Raw genomic sequence first — 15,551 nt, forward strand, 5'->3', positions numbered from 1 at the left:
AGGTCATACAATCGAGCGCCAGCTTTTACATTGTTGATTTTGATTGATTAACTTCTGCATTTTCGTCCGAAACCCGCCACAATTCAGCCATAGAGAATAAGGATAAAGCCAGATGGTGCAGTGCGGGGTTGGGGAAATGCTCCGTCACAATGAGGTGTTTACATGCTTTGGAATGGCAAGACGTCGGGTCGGGGGGCACGGTCGAACTTGCGCGAGACGACGCGCGCAGCAGAATATGCGGAACGGTTCGCCAAGGATGAAGAGGGCACCGTAACGGTACTCGCATTTGCGATTTTCGTTATGTTCCTCGTCATGGGCGGTATCGGCATTGATATGATGCGTCAGGAAATGGCGCGCGCCAGCCTTCAGGCTACGCTGGATCGGGCCGTTCTGGCTGGGGCCACAGCGGTCAACAACGCCACGGCCAGGGCCGTGATCGAGGATTACTTCGCCAAATCAGGTCAGTCCGACTATCTCGCGGCGCAGGAAGCCGGCGATATCGACATTCGTCTCAACTCGTCCAAGGTTACGGCACGGGCGACCCAAACGCTTGACACCTACCTGATGCGCCTTGCCGGGGTGGACACGCTGACCTCAGCGGGCAACTCTACCGCAGAGGTGACGATCCCCAAGCTGGAAATCGCCATGGCGCTCGACGTCTCGGGCTCCATGATTGGCGCTCGTATCGACGCATTGAAACCCGCCGCCATCGAATTTGTCGACTCCATTCTCGACAGCACGGAACCGAATGATGCGGTGATCTCAGTGGTCCCGTTCAGCTGGGGCGTGACCCCGTCCAAGGAAATCTACGAGGCGCTGACCGTCAACGAAACTCACAAGTATTCATCGTGCCTAGAGTTGAATGACTCGCATTTCACCGACACCACGATTGATCCGAACACAGCCTATAATCAGCTGATCTATACCTCCCGCGAGGGCGTAACCTTTGGCGATCTTACGACAACACCACTGGGCGACTTCCTCGATACCTATAACCAGACGTGCTATACGCAGGATTATTTCAACATCCTGCCCTACGCCACCACCAAAACAGCGCTGCACGACAAGATCAATGGGCTACAGGCGGGCGGCAGTACCTCGAACGACGAAGGCGTGAAATGGGCCGCAGCTTTGCTGGACCCGGCCTTCCAGCCCGTTGTCACAAGCCTCCAGCAACCGATCCAGGTGCCTCAGGATGACGGCACCATCCTGACCTACTCCTTGGTTGAACCCGCGCTCAGCGACATGCCCGCCGTCTTCAACGAAAGCGAAACGCTCAAGGTGATCGTGCTCATGGGCGACGGGGCGAATGACAATTCGTATAGCTTCAGCAGCACCTATCGCGGGGCGAACTCGGACCTGTTCAAGCTGACATACGAGCAAATGCAGTTCCTTTACCTCCAGCGGAACTATGACAATCGCCGTTGGTATGGGTCAGAGTATCAGCAATACTGCAGCTACAGCGGCTATACATGCATCTATGAGCCGACAGGCGAGGAACAGGTGTCCTATTTCCTGCGCCGCCCCTCGGACAGCCGCATGTTCAACGTCACCGATGGCGGTTCCGTAACGTGGTCCACCTTTAACAACTACAACTCAAACACCCTGCCCGGTTTCATTTCCAGCGAGCGTCTGAGCTGGGAAACCGCTTGGGGCCTCATGTCGCCGCGCTTTTATGGCAACACGACTGGCAACTGGGGACCGTGGAACAACTTCCTAAACAATCCGATTAACCGCTCGAAGAAAGATGAACGTCTCGACGACATCTGCCGCGAGGCCAAATCCGAAGGTATCGTGATCTATACTATCGCCTTTGAGATGGGCAGTCAGCCAACGGGGGCCGACAAGATCAAGAAATGCGCCTCGTCGGTCAATCATCACTACAATGCGACAACCGTCAATATTGCCAGTGCCTTCAGCGCCATCGCGGCGAATGTGAAACAGTTGAGGTTGACCCAATGACCCGCGTGTTCAAAAACTTCCTACGCCGTTTCCGGCAGGACGATACCGGCACCGCTTCGCTCGAATTCGTTCTGGTGGCCCCGTTCTTCATCGGCATCATGATCTTTTCGATCGAAATGGGGTTTGTGACCATGCGCGCCACCTTGCTCGAGCGCGGGCTGGATATGGCGGTGCGCGAGGTGCGCCTAGGCACCGGAACGGCACCGCAGCATGATGACATCAAACAGATCATCTGCACCAACGCGATCATGATCAACGATTGCGAAAACAACCTGCGCCTGGAAATGCGCCCCGCAGATATCCGCAACTTCAATGGGCTGGATGCAGAGGCCGATTGCACGGATCAGGCAGAGCCCGCCAAGCCGGTGCGCGAATTCGTGCCCGGCCAGCAAAACGCGCTCATGCTCTTGCGCGCCTGCCTCAAGTTCCGGCCGCTGTTCCCTGCGGGGATGCTCGGCAGCCGCCTTGTCCCAGACGGCGACAGCCAAGCGTCCCTCGTCGCCACGACTGCCTTTGTTCAGGAGCCAATCTGATGACCCTGCGCCCTGCTCTCAAACTGCTGCGCCGGTTTTGGAAACAAGAAACCGGAACCGCCGCCATGGAAACGGTCGTGATGTTCCCCTTCCTGTTCATGGGGCTCACCTTCAGCTACGAATATTTCGACATGTTCCGCTATCAGAGCGTCCGAGAAAAAGCGACCTACACGGTTGCCGACATGCTCTCGCGCGAAACCTCTGAGGTGAACGAGGCCTATATCGACAACGTCAAAGTCCTGTTCGACATCATGACCAATGATGACGGGAACAATCAGGTGCGTGTCACCGTGGTTCGCTACCACGTCGACGCCACCAACAACATTGACGAGTTCGAACTGCGCTGGTCCGAAGTGCGCGGCTCGGGCGATCTCAACCCTCTGAGCGCGGATGATGTGCGCAACGCCCATGCGACGCTACCGCAAATGCTGAATGGCCAAGAAATCATCTTGGTCGAGACATCCTCGGATTATGACCTGGTCTTCTCCACCGGGTTCACCGATGGCACCAATATCAAAACACGGATGTTCGTGCCGCTGCGCTTTGCGTCGCAACTGTGCTTCGAGGGTGTCTGTACCGCCGCTTAATCCTGCGACTGCCGGGTGATCAACTCTTGAATTTGCTCGGCCATGTACTTGGCTGGCGTGCCAGCGGTTACTCCGCCCACGCCAACACTGCGCCCAACACGCCACCAAAGCCCCGGTTGCCAAACAGCCGGGGCTTTTTCCGTCAGCAGGATGCGAAAGCCGTTCGACGGCTTGAACGCAAACACGCCCCGATCCACCGATCTAATCTGTGCCGCTGGCGCGATCATCCGGCCCGTGTTGTCGCGCAATCCATCGCGCGTCAGCACCAGCCATTGCGCCGTAGCCCGCCACATCCGCTCGGCCAGAAAAACGCACGTGCCCCCGAACCCGACCATGAACACCTGCCAGCCAAGGCTCGGGGATTGGACAAGTGACAGATAAAGCAGCGTCAGCCCCAGGCCCGCAACCGAACCGACACCCAGAATCCGCCGCCCCGCCGACGCCCCTAATGCCGCCAAAACCTCTTCATCCTGCATGCGATCTCTCCCTTTGCGCCTGCCTTTACCCCGGATCGTCCCCCATGGCGAGAGGGGCACCGCGCAAAACGCACAGGCGCCGTTCAGCCATGAACAGACAGCACCATTTCACCAGCGCCTACGCTGCCTATATGCTGTCTCAAAGGAGATTTACCATGTCCATAAGACCTGTTTTGGAACAACGTCAGGCCATTCCCACACGAGAGGGGGCGGGCGTAGACCTTCACCGCGCGTTCGGCTTTCAGGACCCAACCGAACTTGACCCGTTCCTTTTGTTCGACGACTTCCGCAATGACGATCCCGCACGCTATACGGCGGGCTTTCCCTGGCATCCGCATCGCGGCATCGAAACGATCACCTACGTCCTTGCAGGCGAGGTCGCGCATGGTGACAGCTTGGGCAATCAGGGCAGCTTGGGCGCAGGCGATGTGCAATGGATGACTGCCGGATCGGGCATCCTGCATCAGGAAATGCCACGCGGCAACGCGCAGGGTCAGATGCACGGCTTCCAACTCTGGGCCAACCTGCCCGCCGCACAAAAGATGACCGCCCCCCGCTACCAAGACGTGCAATCGGCGGACATCCCCGAGATCATCGACGATGACGGCACGCGCGTGCGCGTGATCGTGGGGGAGTTCTGGGGGCGGCGCGGCCCTGTGGACGGCATCGCCGCCGATCCGCAATACCTCGATATCTCGGTCCCTGCAGGAGTGAAAAAGACCTTTCCGGTCGACACGTACCGGCGCAGCTTTGCCTATGTGTTCGAGGGGGCCGGTGCCTTTGCCGATGCCTCAAAACCCACCGGAGTCTTGCTGGAAAAGGAAGTTGCCGGTCAAGAGATCCACATCCGCGACTTCTCTGGCGACCGTACGTTGATCCGTTTTGGCAGCGGCGATAGCGTGACAGTGCAAGCAGGCGAAAAAGGCGTGCGGTTCCTGCTCATTTCCGGTGCACCGATCCAAGAACCGGTCGCGTGGCACGGCCCGATCGTGATGAACACCAAGGACGAGTTGCGTCAAGCGATGCGAGAATTGCGAGAGGGCAGTTTCATCAAGTGAAGCAGCGGGGCAGGCAGGGACTTAAGAGCGCGACTGGCCTGTTGCTGGGCATCAACCAACATCCGCGCAGCTCAACGTTTAGGGCAAACGTCCTCTCTCTGCTCATCTCTCGCAAAAGGCACCCGGAGGCCAATTTTGCCCCTCACCCTTCCACCGACCGCCGCACGATATCCCAATAAACCGCCTCCACCTCTGCAAGCGACAGACGCCCCTGCGCGCGATACCAGGTATTGACCCCGGTCAGCATCGCAATCAACGCCATGCTGGCGATCCGTGGCTCGGCAACAACCATCGTGCCCGCCTCCGCCCCATGCCGCAACACCGCTTCAAGCCGCGTCTCATAATCCCGCCGCAGCCCCTCGATCACCGCAAAATTCGCAGGCTCAAGGTTGCGCAATTCCATATAGGACACAAAGACCGCATCCGCCCGGCTGGTGTTGAAACGAATGTGAAACCGCGTGAACGCCTCCAGCGCCGCCATCGCATCGCCCTGAGGCTCCGCACGATCCCAAGCGGCCAGCAACTCTTCCATATGGCCGCGCATCAGATCAAACAGCAGCGTCTGCTTGTCGGGCGTGTAATTATAGAGCGCGCCCGCCTGCACCCCCACCGCCGCTGCGATCTGCCGCATCGAGACCGCCGCATAGCCATGCCGCGCAAAAAGCCGCAACGCCGCCTCGCGCACACGCGGGCCTGTAATATCGGAATGAGAGCCTTGGGTTCGTGCCATGACATCGGGTTTAACTGAACACGCGTTCAAATCAAAGCCCGGCTTGCCCTTTGCCCCCAAAGAATGGCAAGACAAGCACACCCTCCGGCACAAAGGACACCGGCCCCGATGACACCGGCCCTCATGGCTCTGCGCTTGCCCCTTTTGATCCTGATCACCGGCCTCGTGACGGGATGCAGCGATATCCTGCCGCTCGACCGCTCTGTCGATAAACGCACGCGGGATGCGGCCTATCCCGATCTGATCCCGGCCGAAAACATCCGCGCCAAGGCAACCACACCTCAGATCACGCCCGACACCGCCGACAATCTCGATCAGCGCAGCGCCGGGTTGCGCGCCCGTGCGGCGCGGCTCAAGGGTGGCGTGGTCGATCCCGGCACGCAAGAGCGCCTGCAAACCGGCGTGCGCGAGTGAAAACCAACGTCCATCCCCTGCAAGCCGCGTTGCAAGGGACCACCGAACCCGCTACATCGCGGCAAAATCCCTGAACAGTGACAATCGGAGAACCCCATGAACACACCCCTGCGCCTTGGCATCGCCGGATTGGGCACGGTTGGCACGGGTGTCGTGCGGATCATCCGGCAAAAGGCCAATCTTTTGGCCGCCCGCGCAGGCCGCCCCGTGGTGATCACTGCTGTCTCAGCCCGCACAAGGGACAAGGATCGTGGCGTCACCCTTAGCGATTACGCATGGGAAGACGATCCCGTCGCTTTGGCCAAACGTGCCGATGTGGATGTGTTTGTCGAACTGATGGGCGGCTCTGACGGCCCGGCCAAGGCCGCAACCGAGGCGGCGATTGCTGCTGGCAAGGATATCGTGACCGCCAACAAGGCCATGCTCGCCCTCCACGGTCAGGCACTGGCAGTGGCCGCAGAGGCCGCAGGCCGCGTGATCCGGTTCGAGGCGGCTGTCGCCGGTGGCATCCCTGTCATCAAGGCGCTGACCGAAGGTCTGGCAGGCAATGACATCACCCGCGTCATGGGCGTGATGAACGGCACCTGCAACTATATCCTGACCCGCATGCAATCGGCAGGCCTGCCCTATGCCCAAGTCTTCGACGAGGCCGCCAAACTGGGCTATCTCGAGGCAGATCCGACACTCGACGTGGGCGGCATCGACGCCGGTCACAAGCTGGCGCTGCTCGCGTCTATCGCCTTTGGCTGTCAGGTGAATTTCGACGGTGTCACGCTGGAGGGGATCGAAAAGATCACCATCGAGGATATCCGCCACGCCGCCGATATGGGCTATCGCATCAAACTGCTGGGCGTGGCCCAGATGACAGGGCGCGGCCTTGAACAGCGCATGTCGCCCTGCCTCGTGCCCGATACCAGCCCGCTTGGACAGCTTGAAGGCGGCACCAATATGGTTGTGCTGGAAGGCGACAATGTCGAACAGATCGTGCTGCGCGGTCCCGGTGCAGGCATGGGCCCCACGGCGAGCGCGGTGATGGGCGATGTGATGGACATCGCGCGCGGCGCCCGCCTGCCCACCTTTGGCCAACCCGCCGCCAGCCTTGCGCAGTGCCAGACCGCGACCAGCGCCACCCCCGCCCCCTATTACATGCGCATGTCGCTGATCGACAAACCGGGTGCCTTGGCCAAGGTTGCGACCCTTCTGGGCGAGGCCGGTATTTCCATCGACCGGATGCGCCAGTATCGCCACGATGCCACCACAGCGCCCGTGCTGATCGTCACCCACAAGACGACGCGCGACGCGCTCGACACGGCCCTGACCGGCATCAGCCGTCTGGATGTTCTCCACGGAGAGCCGGTCGCACTGCGCATCGAAACCGTCTGACATAGCCACGCCCGCCAGACTTGTGCGCCAGAGCGCGCGGCGCTAATGCTGATTTGACCTGATTTACAAGGACCATCCCATGACCTCCGATACCGCTTTCAACGATCGCATGCTTTCGCTCGGCCTCGCGCGCGTGGCCGAACAGGCCGCCCTCGCCTGCGCCGACCTGATCGGACGCGGCGATGAAAAGGCTGCCGATCAGGCCGCCGTGAACGCCATGCGCGAACAGCTCAACATCCTTGCCATCAAGGGTGTCGTGGTCATCGGCGAGGGCGAGCGCGACGAGGCCCCGATGCTTTTCATCGGCGAGGAAGTGGGCACCGGCGACGGCCCCGGCGTCGATATCGCCCTTGATCCGCTCGAAGGCACCACCCTGACCGCCAAGGCCATGCCCAATGCCCTGACCGTCATCGCCATGGCCCCGCGCGGCACGCTTCTGCATGCGCCCGACACCTATATGGACAAGCTGGCCATTGGGCCGGGATATCCTGAGAATGTCGTCTCCCTCGCCATGAGCCCACGGGAGCGCGTCGAGGCGCTGGCCGCCGCGCGTGGCTGCCGCCCCTCCGAAATCACTGTTTGCGTGCTGGAACGGCCCCGCCATCAGGAAATGATCGACGAATTGCGCAGCACCGGCGCTGCCGTGTTTCTGATCCCCGATGGCGATGTCGCAGGCGTGATCCATTGCGCCGAGGCTGACCGCACCGGCATTGATATGTATATGGGCACCGGCGGCGCACCCGAAGGCGTGCTCGCGGCCTCTGCGCTCAAATGCATGGGCGGGCAGATGTGGGGACGCCTTGTGTTCCGCAACGAAGATGAACGCGCCCGCGCCGCCAAGGCCGGGATCACCGATTTCGACCGCATCTATTCGCGCGACGAGATGGTGACATCGGACGTGATCTTTGCAGCCACCGGCGTCACCGACGGCTCGATCCTGTCGGGCGTCAAACGCCGCCCCGGCTATGTCGAAACGGAAACCCTGCTGATGCGCTCGCGCACGGGATCCGTGCGGCGCATGACCTATCGCAGCAAGCGGGACTAAGCGCGGCACAGGGGAAGGGGGCGCTGCCCCCGTCCCGGACCAAGTCCGGGACTCCCCCGAGGTATTTTGGGCCAGATGAGGAAGAGGAGGCGCGCATGCAATCGGCCTTTCTCGGAGTTGAGAGCTCGTTGACAAGTCGCCGATGGGTCGGTCCGGGCGTTGAGGCCGACCGACTGGCCGAGGCCATGGCACAGGCCACCGCCCTGCCCCGCCCCCTGTGTCAGACATTGGCGCGCCTTGGCGTGCCAGAGGACGCAGCCGAGGCCTATCTCGCCCCGACCCTGCGGGATCTTCTGCCCGACCCGCGCGCGTTGCGCGACATGGAACGGGCCACCGCGCGGTTTCTCAAGGCGCTGCGTGGCGAGGAACGCATCGCCATCTTCGCCGATTACGATGTCGATGGTGGCACCTCTGCCGCTCTGCTGATCGACTGGCTGCGCCAGATGCGCGCGCCCAGCCCCACGCTCTATATCCCCGACCGGATAGATGAGGGATATGGGCCAAACGTGCCCGCCATGTCCGATCTGGCCGCGCGCCACGATCTTATTGTCTGCGTCGATTGCGGCACCCTCAGCCATGAGGCGATTGCCGCAGCGACAGGCGCGGATGTGGTGGTGCTCGATCACCACTTGGGCGGGGAAACCCTCCCGCCCGCCCATGCCGTGGTCAATCCCAACCGTCAGGACGAGAGCGGTGATCTGGCGCATCTTTGCGCCGCCGGTGTCGTGTTCCTGATGCTGGTCGAGGCCGGGCGACAATTGCGCGACAGCGGCACCCAAGGGCCGGACCTGATGGCGATGCTCGATCTGGTGGCGCTGGCCACCGTGGCCGATGTAGCGCCTCTGATTGGCGTCAACCGCGCCTTTGTGCGTCAAGGGCTGCGCGTTATGGCTGCGCGCGCGCGTCCCGGTTTGGTGGCGCTGGCGGATGTGGCGCGGATGGACACCGCCCCAAACGCCTATCACCTAGGCTTTCTGCTCGGGCCGCGCGTCAACGCAGGCGGGCGGATCGGCAAGGCGGACTTGGGCGCGCGCCTTCTGGCCTGTGACAATCCCGCCGAGGCGCGCGCCATGGCCGAACGTCTTGACCAGCTCAACACCGAACGCCGCGAGGTCGAGGCGCAGGTGCGCGATGCCGCCCTCGCCCAAGCCGAGGCGCGAGGCCTGGACGCGCCGCTTGTCTGGGCCGCAGGCGAGGGTTGGCATCCCGGTGTCGTGGGCATCGTCGCCAGCCGTCTCAAGGAACGCGCCAACCGCCCCGCCATCGTGATCGGGTTGGAAGGCGACGAGGGCAAAGGCTCGGGGCGCTCGGTCTCGGGCGTTGATCTGGGGGCCGCCATTCAGCGGTTGGCCAGCGAGGGCCTCTTGATCAAAGGCGGCGGGCACAAGATGGCGGCGGGTCTCACCGTCGCGCGTGAGCGGCTAGAGGCGGCCATGGCGCGCCTTTCAGAGTTGCTTGCCAAACAGGGCGCAGGCGTGGGCGGTGCCGCCGATCTGCGGCTCGACGGTCTCTTGATGCCCGGTGCCGCAACGGTCGAGCTTGTGGAACAGATCGAGGCCGCAGGCCCCTTTGGCGCAGGTGCGCCCGGCCCCCGTTATGTCTTTCCCGACTGCCAGATCACTTTTGCCAAGGCGCTGAGCGGCGCACATCTCAAGTTGCGCTTCGGGGATGGCATGGGGGCAAGCCTTGACGCCATCGCATTTGGGGCGCTTGACGGCCCGTTGGGGCCTGCGCTCCTGAACCATGGCGGCGCGCGATTCCACCTCGCCGGGCGGCTCGATCTCAACAGTTGGGGCGGTCGGCAAACCGTGCAACTGCGCCTGGAAGACGCCGCCCCAGCCTGAGGCGCGCGAGGCCTGACCGTTCCGGCCCTCGGCGGATAAATTTCTGAATGGGGCGCAAAGTTTTTGCAAAATCCCTCTTGCACCCCCCGCCGCTTTTGCCTAGTTACGCGACACGCCAAGGAATGGCCCGTTCGTCTATCGGTTAGGACGTCAGGTTTTCAACCTGAAAAGAGGGGTTCGACTCCCCTACGGGCTGCCACTTTTCCTGATAATTGTTAAAGTCGTGATGCGTGATCGCAGTGCGCTCTTGTCGGAGATATTCCCACCCGAAAGACCTTATGCCCCCGTCGCGCCCCATTCCCCGCCCCCCTTCTGCCCTGATCGCTGCGGCCCTCCCCGAGGTGGCACCGGGGCGGCGCGTGACCGTGGCGGGGCTGGTTCTGGTGCGTCAACGCCCCGGCACCGCGCGCGGCGTGGTCTTTGTCACGCTCGAGGATGAGACCGGCACCATCAATGTCGTGATCTGGCGCAAGGTGTTTGACCGATTTCGCCGCGCGGTGATCGCCGGGCGCATGCTGCGTGTGACCGGGCGCGTCGAGCGGCAATCCGGCGTGACCCATCTCGTCGCCGAAGAGATCGAGGATATCTCGGCGCTGCTTGACCTTCTGGCCGATCCCGAAACCCCGCTTTCCCCGCCAGATCAAACAGGCTAGGCTCGCCTCGATCATCGCCCGCGAGACGCCCGCCCATGCTGCTGCCCCGCCTGTTCTGCCTTGCGCTGGCCCTCGCCCTCGCCGCGTGTCAGCCCGTGCCCTCTGGGCCAGAGCGCTCCAACGTCGGGGCCGAAGCGCCGCCGGGCGCGCCCCCGGGCACCTGCTGGGGCAAAAAAGACACCCCCGCCGTTATCGAAACTGTCACCGAACAGGTGCAGCTTACCCCAGCGGAAACCGATGCATCTGGCCAGACCCTGCGCCCTGCCGCCTATGCAACCGTGACCCGTCAGGCGATTCTGCGCGAACGCGTCACCACTTGGTATGAAACCCCCTGCGCCGATCTCTTGACGCCCGAGTTCATTGCCTCGGTGCAGCGCGCCCTTGCGGCGCGCGGCCTCTACACCGGGCAGATCACCGCGCGGTTTGACGCCCGCACCCGCGCCGCCATCGCCCGCTATCAAGCGCCATTGGGCCTTGAGAGCGATACGCTCTCGCTGGATAGCGCCCGCCGCCTTGGGTTGGTGGCCACGCCAATCAGCGACTGATCCTGCTCCGCCTTTGGCATTGGGGTTACGCTTGCGGCATTGACCCTCACCCATGCCCCTCCCGGATCAGACGGAGCGCAAGCTCGCCATAGGCCCGCGCCGCCGGGCTGTCGCCCGCAGCCACCGGGCATCCCGCATCCCCCGCGAGCCGCGTCTCAAGATCAATCGGCAAAGCCGCCAAGAGCGGCAGGCCAAGCCCCTCCGCCTCGTGCTTCACCCCGCCATGACCAAAGACATGCGCCTCATGCCCGCAGTCGGGGCAGGTAAAGAACGACATATTCTCGATCATGCCCAATATCGGCACCTCGAGCGTGCGGAACATATCCATCGCCTTGCGCGCATCAAGGAGCGCCACATCCTGTGGTGTCGAGACGATGATCGCCCCATCAGGCCGCGCGCGTTGGCTGAGTGTCAGTTGCACATCGCCCGTGCCCGGCGGCAGATCGACGATGAGCGCATCCAGATCGCCCCAATCAACCTGCGCCAACATCTGCTGCAAGGCCCCCATCAACATCGGCCCCCGCCATATCACCGCCTTGGCCGGATCGAGCATCAGCCCGATCGACATCACCTTGACGCCATGCGCCTCAAGCGGCGTAATCCGCGTGCCATCAGGGCTTGCAGGGCGCGCGCTCAGCCCCATCATGCGGGGCTGACTTGGCCCATGAATATCGGCATCAAGCAGGCCCACGCGCCGCCCCTGTCGCGCCAGCGCTACCGCCAGATTGGCCGCCACGGTTGATTTGCCCACGCCACCCTTGCCGCTGGCCACCGCCAGCAACGCGCCAATGCCCTCGGGCCTAATAGAGGCATTGCCGCCCTTGGGATGCTGCCCCAGCTTGAGCACAGGCGGGGCCGCCTGCGCCGTCAGCACGACCCGCGCCCGGACAACCCCCGGCAGGCTCAGGGCCGCGCGCTCGGCGGCGGCGCGCAAGGGTTCCATCATCCGCGCCATCTCGGGGCTTGGGGCCTCGATGACAAAGCGCACCTCACCGGCCTCTTCGGTCAGCGCCCGCACCATGTCTCGGGAGATGAGATCACCGCCATCCGGCAATTCCAAATGCCGCAACCGCGCTTCAAGTTCGCTGCGAAAATCGTTCATCTTCGGTCCTTTGGTCCTGGGTTGGTCCTCAGCCACCATCACGGCGACAGCAGCAAGTCTTCACATAACGCCTAAAAAATGCCGCATTTGCTTAACCTTAGGTCACTTTTAGCTTATGCATTTGCTGCATAGCAGCATTGCTTATCAGGGGTATTGTGCACGCGCAGCAAAGGCGTATCTTACTCTCAACAAATGGCGAAACGAACCCCGCCGAACCTGAATACAATCAAATCCGCAAGGACCCGAAAATGCCGACGACGCTTAACACCAGCCGCTCCGCCACCGCCGTCCTCGGCGAAGACCTGAGCGCGGCTGTCTATGCTGCAATGCAGCGCTTTGTGAATTATCGCACCTATCGCCGCACGGTCAATGAGCTGTCGCAACTTAGCGCGCATGACCTCGCCGATCTGGGCCTGCACCGTAGCGAAATCCGCCGCGTTGCGCATGAAACAGTTTACGGCCACCGGTCGTACTAAAGGATCAGATACCCCCTCCTCCTCCCTGGGGTATCTGTTACGGTCACGGGCATCTTTCCTCCTCCCTGATGCTCGGGGCCGTCAAATCGGGACTGAACAAGTCCCTTCGTTTTGCGAATGGCCCTCTCCTCCTCCCTGGGCCGGACGTATAGGAAACGGCGGCACCCCTCCTCCTCCCTGGTGCCGCCGTTTTTTATTGCGCGGATGCAAGACAGGGCAAACTTTTCACTAGTCGCACGAACCGCCCCGCGCGGCTCACCCCTCCGGTAGCCGCACGGCAAGGCTTAGTGCTGCACGCGCGCGCCCGCGCCGCATCGTGCCTGCCAGATACGCCCGGCTCGCCTCTTGCAAGATTCCGACAAAGGCCCGCGCCGCGTCGCTTTCTGCCGCCACGGCTTCGGGGCAGTCCAACGCCGCCCGCGCCACTTGCGCCGTGACAGGCCCTTCAACCGAACACGCCCAGGTCAAAAACCCGATCCGCGCCACTTGCTCGGCCTGACGCCCGATGGCCGGATCACGCTCCAGCCCATTCATGATTCTTAGGAAACTCATTCTGCTCTTCTCCCCGACCGCACCCCGGGTCGGATGGGGCGAGAGCAGCAGGGGCCATGGCACGACAGAGACGAGGCGCGCACGCCCGCACCGCACCCCGCGATTCGACGATCCGCCAAGGCTGGTTTCCGGGCTTGGGCGGCAGGCCAAATGGCCCTCGCATCTCGGCACCTTCCCGGACAAATTGCCCAGTGGCCTATCGCCGAAATGCCCTCCCTTACCGTTGCGGGGGCAGCGCCGGAGTTACACCGGCTTCCCAATTCTCCGCCCCAAAGGGCGGCACCCTGACAGGATCAGCCTAGCCGCGCAGGCCCCCGATCTGCAAGTCTGAAACCGACGCCGCCCGCGCCGCTCACGCCAGAACGCGATACCGCGCCGCGTAGCTCACAGGAAAATTCACCGACCGCGCGATAAAGCAGAACGCATGCACCTGCCCATGCAACGCATCAACCCGCCCAAGATCGGTTCCCGCCGGCACCGCAATCCGGGGCCGCAGCGTGGCGCGCAGAAACCGGCTGGCCCCGGTGCTATCCGTCTCACCCACCGCCAGCGGATCATCCTCATAGGCTTGCACGGCAATGCCCGCATCGCTCGCCAGATGCAAAAACCACAGCATATGACAGGCGCTGAGCGCGGCAATCAGCATATCCTCGGGATTATGCAGACCGGGATTTCCGCCAAGCAGCGGGTCGTTCGAGCAGTGTATCACGGGCTTGCCCGGCGTCTCGACATTCCAGGTCCGGTCATAGCCCTTGTAATGCCGCGTCCCGTCGCCCCGGTTGCCGGTCCAGACGACGCGGGCAGTATAATCATGCTCCGTCACCTTGACCCCTCCCGCGCCTTAGGGGCAAAAAATATCGTTGAAGAGGGCGAACAGCATCAGCGACAAGATGAGCGTCAGACCAACAGTCATCAGCACCCGCAACGCCCGCTCGCTCGGCGGGCGGCCCGAAACGGCCTCATAGGCGTAAAACACCAAATGCCCGCCATCCAGAACCGGCACCGGAAAGAGATTAAGCAGACCAACCGCCGTTGACAGCACCGCAATGAACCAGATGAAACTTTCCGCGCCTTGGCTGGCCATCGCCCCCGAAACCTGCGCGATGCCAATCGGCCCGGACATGTTGCAACTGCTGATCGCCCCGGTGATCATGTGATAAAGGCCCGACAGCGAACTTTGGATGATGTCGCCGGTCTGGCCGACCGCATCCCCCACCGCTTCAATCAGCCCAAGCCGCTCGGTCGCAGGCTCAAACGCCATGCCGCCCGCGATCCCGATTCGCCATTCGGTGCGAAACCCGCCCTCAGGCTGCGGTTCGTCCACCCGGCGCGGGGTAATCGTGACCTCGTGGCTTTCGTCGCCCTCGCGCCACACTGTCAGCGCCAGCGGTGCCCCATTAGACCCCTCGACCACAACCTTCAGCTCTTCAAAGGCCACAATCGGCGTGCCATTGATCGCCGTAATCACATCACCCGCTTCCAAATCCGCCGCAAAGGCCGCAGATTGCGGTGCCAGCCCGCTGATCAACGGCGGCATAAGCTGCGGGCCCATCGCCTCGATCTCGCGTCCCGCGCGCTCAACCGTGTAGCGCAACAGCGCCTCGCGCGGCAGCGCGTCGATCATATCATCATAGACCTCGCCCGCAGCAACATCAGGCAGGGGCATACCCTCGACGCTCAGCACCCGGTCGCCCGGCTCCAGCGTGATCCCCGCAACCGGCAGCGGCTTCAATGCGCCCACGGTCAGCGGGTCGGCGGTCTTGCCCCCGGTCATCATCACAGCGCTGAAAATGATGATCGACAGAATGAAATTGAACACCGGCCCCGCCGCCACGGTCGCCGTGCGCGCCCAAAGCGGAGCACCATGCATCGTCTGGCGCAGCCGTTCAGGCGGCAGCGCCGCCATCGCCGCGCCGTCCTTGCCGCTCGCCGCATCGGCATCACCCAGAAACTTGACGAACCCGCCAAAGGGCAAAGCCGCGATCTGCCAGCGCGTCCCATGCCGATCCATCCGCGAAAACAGCACCGGGCCAAACCCCAAAGAGAAGACTTCGGCCTTGATCCCTGACCAGCGCCCAACGATGTAATGGCCATATTCATGCACCGCCACGATCACGGACAACGCCACAACAAAGGCCAACAGGGTCAGGAACAGATTGCCGAATTGCGGCAGAGAGGTCAGAATTTCCAC

17 protein-coding genes, 1 tRNA gene and 1 riboswitch are annotated in these 15,551 nt (G+C 62.6%); of the genes, 12 read left to right on the forward strand and 6 right to left on the reverse strand.

Annotated elements, in window-relative coordinates; translation table 11 throughout:
- Positions 1-162 precede the first annotated feature (162 nt).
- Genes ACLGGT_RS00715 through ACLGGT_RS00725 form a run of 3 tightly spaced genes read left to right on the forward strand, consistent with a single transcriptional unit; the run spans position 163 to position 3,082 of the window.
- Positions 163-1,962 carry a pilus assembly protein TadG-related protein gene (locus ACLGGT_RS00715; RefSeq protein WP_437194822.1) on the forward strand — a complete coding sequence of 600 codons (1,800 nt, stop codon included), beginning with the start codon at positions 163-165 and terminating at the stop codon, positions 1,960-1,962.
- Positions 1,959-2,495: a TadE/TadG family type IV pilus assembly protein gene (locus tag ACLGGT_RS00720; RefSeq protein WP_008280437.1), complete on the forward strand. Its 537-nt coding sequence runs from the start codon at positions 1,959-1,961 to the stop codon at positions 2,493-2,495. Before ACLGGT_RS00715 ends, ACLGGT_RS00720 begins: the two co-directional genes overlap by 4 nt.
- Positions 2,495-3,082 (forward strand): TadE/TadG family type IV pilus assembly protein, encoded by a 588-nt coding sequence (locus ACLGGT_RS00725; RefSeq protein WP_437194823.1) that lies wholly within the window; start codon positions 2,495-2,497, stop codon positions 3,080-3,082. The genes ACLGGT_RS00720 and ACLGGT_RS00725 overlap by 1 nt, the downstream gene beginning before the upstream one ends.
- Here the strand turns inward: ACLGGT_RS00725 and ACLGGT_RS00730 are convergent.
- Complete coding sequence (locus ACLGGT_RS00730; protein ID WP_437194824.1) at positions 3,079-3,558, reverse strand: hypothetical protein; 480 nt, start codon at positions 3,556-3,558, stop codon at positions 3,079-3,081. The genes ACLGGT_RS00725 and ACLGGT_RS00730 overlap by 4 nt on opposite strands.
- 155 nt (positions 3,559-3,713) lie before the next feature.
- On the opposite strand from ACLGGT_RS00730, the gene ACLGGT_RS00735 reads away from it, so the two are divergent.
- Positions 3,714-4,616 carry a pirin family protein gene (locus tag ACLGGT_RS00735; protein ID WP_151978960.1) on the forward strand — a complete coding sequence of 301 codons (903 nt, stop codon included), beginning with the start codon at positions 3,714-3,716 and terminating at the stop codon, positions 4,614-4,616.
- Positions 4,617-4,758: 142 nt separating this feature from the next.
- Here ACLGGT_RS00735 and ACLGGT_RS00740 read toward each other — a convergent pair whose 3' ends face one another.
- Positions 4,759-5,346: a TetR family transcriptional regulator gene (locus ACLGGT_RS00740; protein ID WP_437194825.1), complete on the reverse strand. Its 588-nt coding sequence runs from the start codon at positions 5,344-5,346 to the stop codon at positions 4,759-4,761.
- Positions 5,347-5,454: 108 nt separating this feature from the next.
- Between ACLGGT_RS00740 and ACLGGT_RS00745 the strand changes: the two genes are divergently transcribed.
- The 7 genes from ACLGGT_RS00745 to ACLGGT_RS00775 all read left to right on the forward strand — a co-directional run bounded on the left by ACLGGT_RS00745 (position 5,455) and on the right by ACLGGT_RS00775 (position 11,230).
- Positions 5,455-5,760: a hypothetical protein gene (locus tag ACLGGT_RS00745; protein ID WP_008280443.1), complete on the forward strand. Its 306-nt coding sequence runs from the start codon at positions 5,455-5,457 to the stop codon at positions 5,758-5,760.
- A 96-nt stretch (positions 5,761-5,856) separates the two neighbouring features.
- Positions 5,857-7,143 (forward strand): homoserine dehydrogenase, encoded by a 1,287-nt coding sequence (locus tag ACLGGT_RS00750; RefSeq protein WP_008280444.1) that lies wholly within the window; start codon positions 5,857-5,859, stop codon positions 7,141-7,143.
- A 79-nt stretch (positions 7,144-7,222) separates the two neighbouring features.
- Positions 7,223-8,188 (forward strand): class II fructose-bisphosphatase, encoded by a 966-nt coding sequence (glpX, locus tag ACLGGT_RS00755; protein WP_008280445.1) that lies wholly within the window; start codon positions 7,223-7,225, stop codon positions 8,186-8,188.
- Positions 8,189-8,283: 95 nt separating this feature from the next.
- Positions 8,284-10,032, forward strand: a complete 1,749-nt coding sequence (recJ, locus tag ACLGGT_RS00760; RefSeq protein WP_437194826.1) for a single-stranded-DNA-specific exonuclease RecJ — start codon at positions 8,284-8,286, stop codon at positions 10,030-10,032.
- 124 nt (positions 10,033-10,156) lie between these two features.
- A tRNA-Glu gene (locus ACLGGT_RS00765) sits at positions 10,157-10,231 on the forward strand.
- A 79-nt stretch (positions 10,232-10,310) separates the two neighbouring features.
- Positions 10,311-10,685 carry an exodeoxyribonuclease VII large subunit gene (locus ACLGGT_RS00770; RefSeq protein WP_008280447.1) on the forward strand — a complete coding sequence of 125 codons (375 nt, stop codon included), beginning with the start codon at positions 10,311-10,313 and terminating at the stop codon, positions 10,683-10,685.
- A gap of 35 nt (positions 10,686-10,720) precedes the next feature.
- Positions 10,721-11,230 (forward strand): peptidoglycan-binding domain-containing protein, encoded by a 510-nt coding sequence (locus tag ACLGGT_RS00775; protein ID WP_081506608.1) that lies wholly within the window; start codon positions 10,721-10,723, stop codon positions 11,228-11,230.
- Positions 11,231-11,276: 46 nt separating this feature from the next.
- Here ACLGGT_RS00775 and ACLGGT_RS00780 read toward each other — a convergent pair whose 3' ends face one another.
- A complete protein-coding gene (locus tag ACLGGT_RS00780; RefSeq protein WP_437194828.1) occupies positions 11,277-12,332 on the reverse strand; it encodes a P-loop NTPase in 1,056 nt (351 codons plus the stop codon).
- Between the two features lie 248 nt (positions 12,333-12,580).
- On the opposite strand from ACLGGT_RS00780, the gene ACLGGT_RS00785 reads away from it, so the two are divergent.
- A complete protein-coding gene (locus ACLGGT_RS00785) occupies positions 12,581-12,808 on the forward strand; it encodes a DUF1127 domain-containing protein (protein WP_008280451.1) in 228 nt (75 codons plus the stop codon).
- Between the two features lie 255 nt (positions 12,809-13,063).
- On the opposite strand, the gene ACLGGT_RS00790 is transcribed toward ACLGGT_RS00785, so the two are convergent.
- From ACLGGT_RS00790 to rseP, 3 genes are all read right to left on the reverse strand, one after another.
- Entirely contained in the window at positions 13,064-13,360 is a 297-nt protein-coding gene (locus ACLGGT_RS00790) for a hypothetical protein (RefSeq protein WP_437194829.1), read from the reverse strand.
- A 102-nt stretch (positions 13,361-13,462) separates the two neighbouring features.
- A riboswitch (cobalamin riboswitch) is annotated at positions 13,463-13,662 on the reverse strand.
- Between the two features lie 50 nt (positions 13,663-13,712).
- Positions 13,713-14,183 carry an OsmC family protein gene (locus ACLGGT_RS00795; protein ID WP_008280453.1) on the reverse strand — a complete coding sequence of 157 codons (471 nt, stop codon included), beginning with the start codon at positions 14,181-14,183 and terminating at the stop codon, positions 13,713-13,715.
- An 18-nt stretch (positions 14,184-14,201) separates the two neighbouring features.
- On the reverse strand, positions 14,202-15,551 hold the full coding sequence (gene rseP, locus ACLGGT_RS00800) for an RIP metalloprotease RseP (RefSeq protein WP_375553201.1): 1,350 nt from the start codon (positions 15,549-15,551) through the stop codon (positions 14,202-14,204).

The organism is Roseovarius sp. MS2 (assembly GCF_051447875.1).
Taxonomy (GTDB): Bacteria; Pseudomonadota; Alphaproteobacteria; order Rhodobacterales; family Rhodobacteraceae; genus Roseovarius; species Roseovarius mucosus_A.

Bases quoted from the DNA above. Each gene is read 5' to 3' on its own strand.
- ACLGGT_RS00735 (WP_151978960.1), top strand. From the start codon at position 3,714: ATGTCCATAAGACCTGTTTTGGAACAACGTCAGGCCATTCCCACACGA.
- ACLGGT_RS00790 (WP_437194829.1), bottom strand. From the start codon at position 13,360: ATGAGTTTCCTAAGAATCATGAATGGGCTGGAGCGTGATCCGGCCATC.
- ACLGGT_RS00720 (WP_008280437.1), top strand. From the start codon at position 1,959: ATGACCCGCGTGTTCAAAAACTTCCTACGCCGTTTCCGGCAGGACGAT.
- ACLGGT_RS00730 (WP_437194824.1), bottom strand. From the start codon at position 3,558: ATGCAGGATGAAGAGGTTTTGGCGGCATTAGGGGCGTCGGCGGGGCGG.
- ACLGGT_RS00780 (WP_437194828.1), bottom strand. From the start codon at position 12,332: ATGAACGATTTTCGCAGCGAACTTGAAGCGCGGTTGCGGCATTTGGAA.
- ACLGGT_RS00750 (WP_008280444.1), top strand. From the start codon at position 5,857: ATGAACACACCCCTGCGCCTTGGCATCGCCGGATTGGGCACGGTTGGC.
- ACLGGT_RS00785 (WP_008280451.1), top strand. From the start codon at position 12,581: ATGCCGACGACGCTTAACACCAGCCGCTCCGCCACCGCCGTCCTCGGC.
- ACLGGT_RS00770 (WP_008280447.1), top strand. From the start codon at position 10,311: ATGCCCCCGTCGCGCCCCATTCCCCGCCCCCCTTCTGCCCTGATCGCT.
- ACLGGT_RS00740 (WP_437194825.1), bottom strand. From the start codon at position 5,346: ATGGCACGAACCCAAGGCTCTCATTCCGATATTACAGGCCCGCGTGTG.
- ACLGGT_RS00775 (WP_081506608.1), top strand. From the start codon at position 10,721: ATGCTGCTGCCCCGCCTGTTCTGCCTTGCGCTGGCCCTCGCCCTCGCC.
- recJ (WP_437194826.1), top strand. From the start codon at position 8,284: ATGCAATCGGCCTTTCTCGGAGTTGAGAGCTCGTTGACAAGTCGCCGA.
- ACLGGT_RS00725 (WP_437194823.1), top strand. From the start codon at position 2,495: ATGACCCTGCGCCCTGCTCTCAAACTGCTGCGCCGGTTTTGGAAACAA.
- ACLGGT_RS00745 (WP_008280443.1), top strand. From the start codon at position 5,455: ATGACACCGGCCCTCATGGCTCTGCGCTTGCCCCTTTTGATCCTGATC.
- glpX (WP_008280445.1), top strand. From the start codon at position 7,223: ATGACCTCCGATACCGCTTTCAACGATCGCATGCTTTCGCTCGGCCTC.
- ACLGGT_RS00715 (WP_437194822.1), top strand. From the start codon at position 163: ATGCTTTGGAATGGCAAGACGTCGGGTCGGGGGGCACGGTCGAACTTG.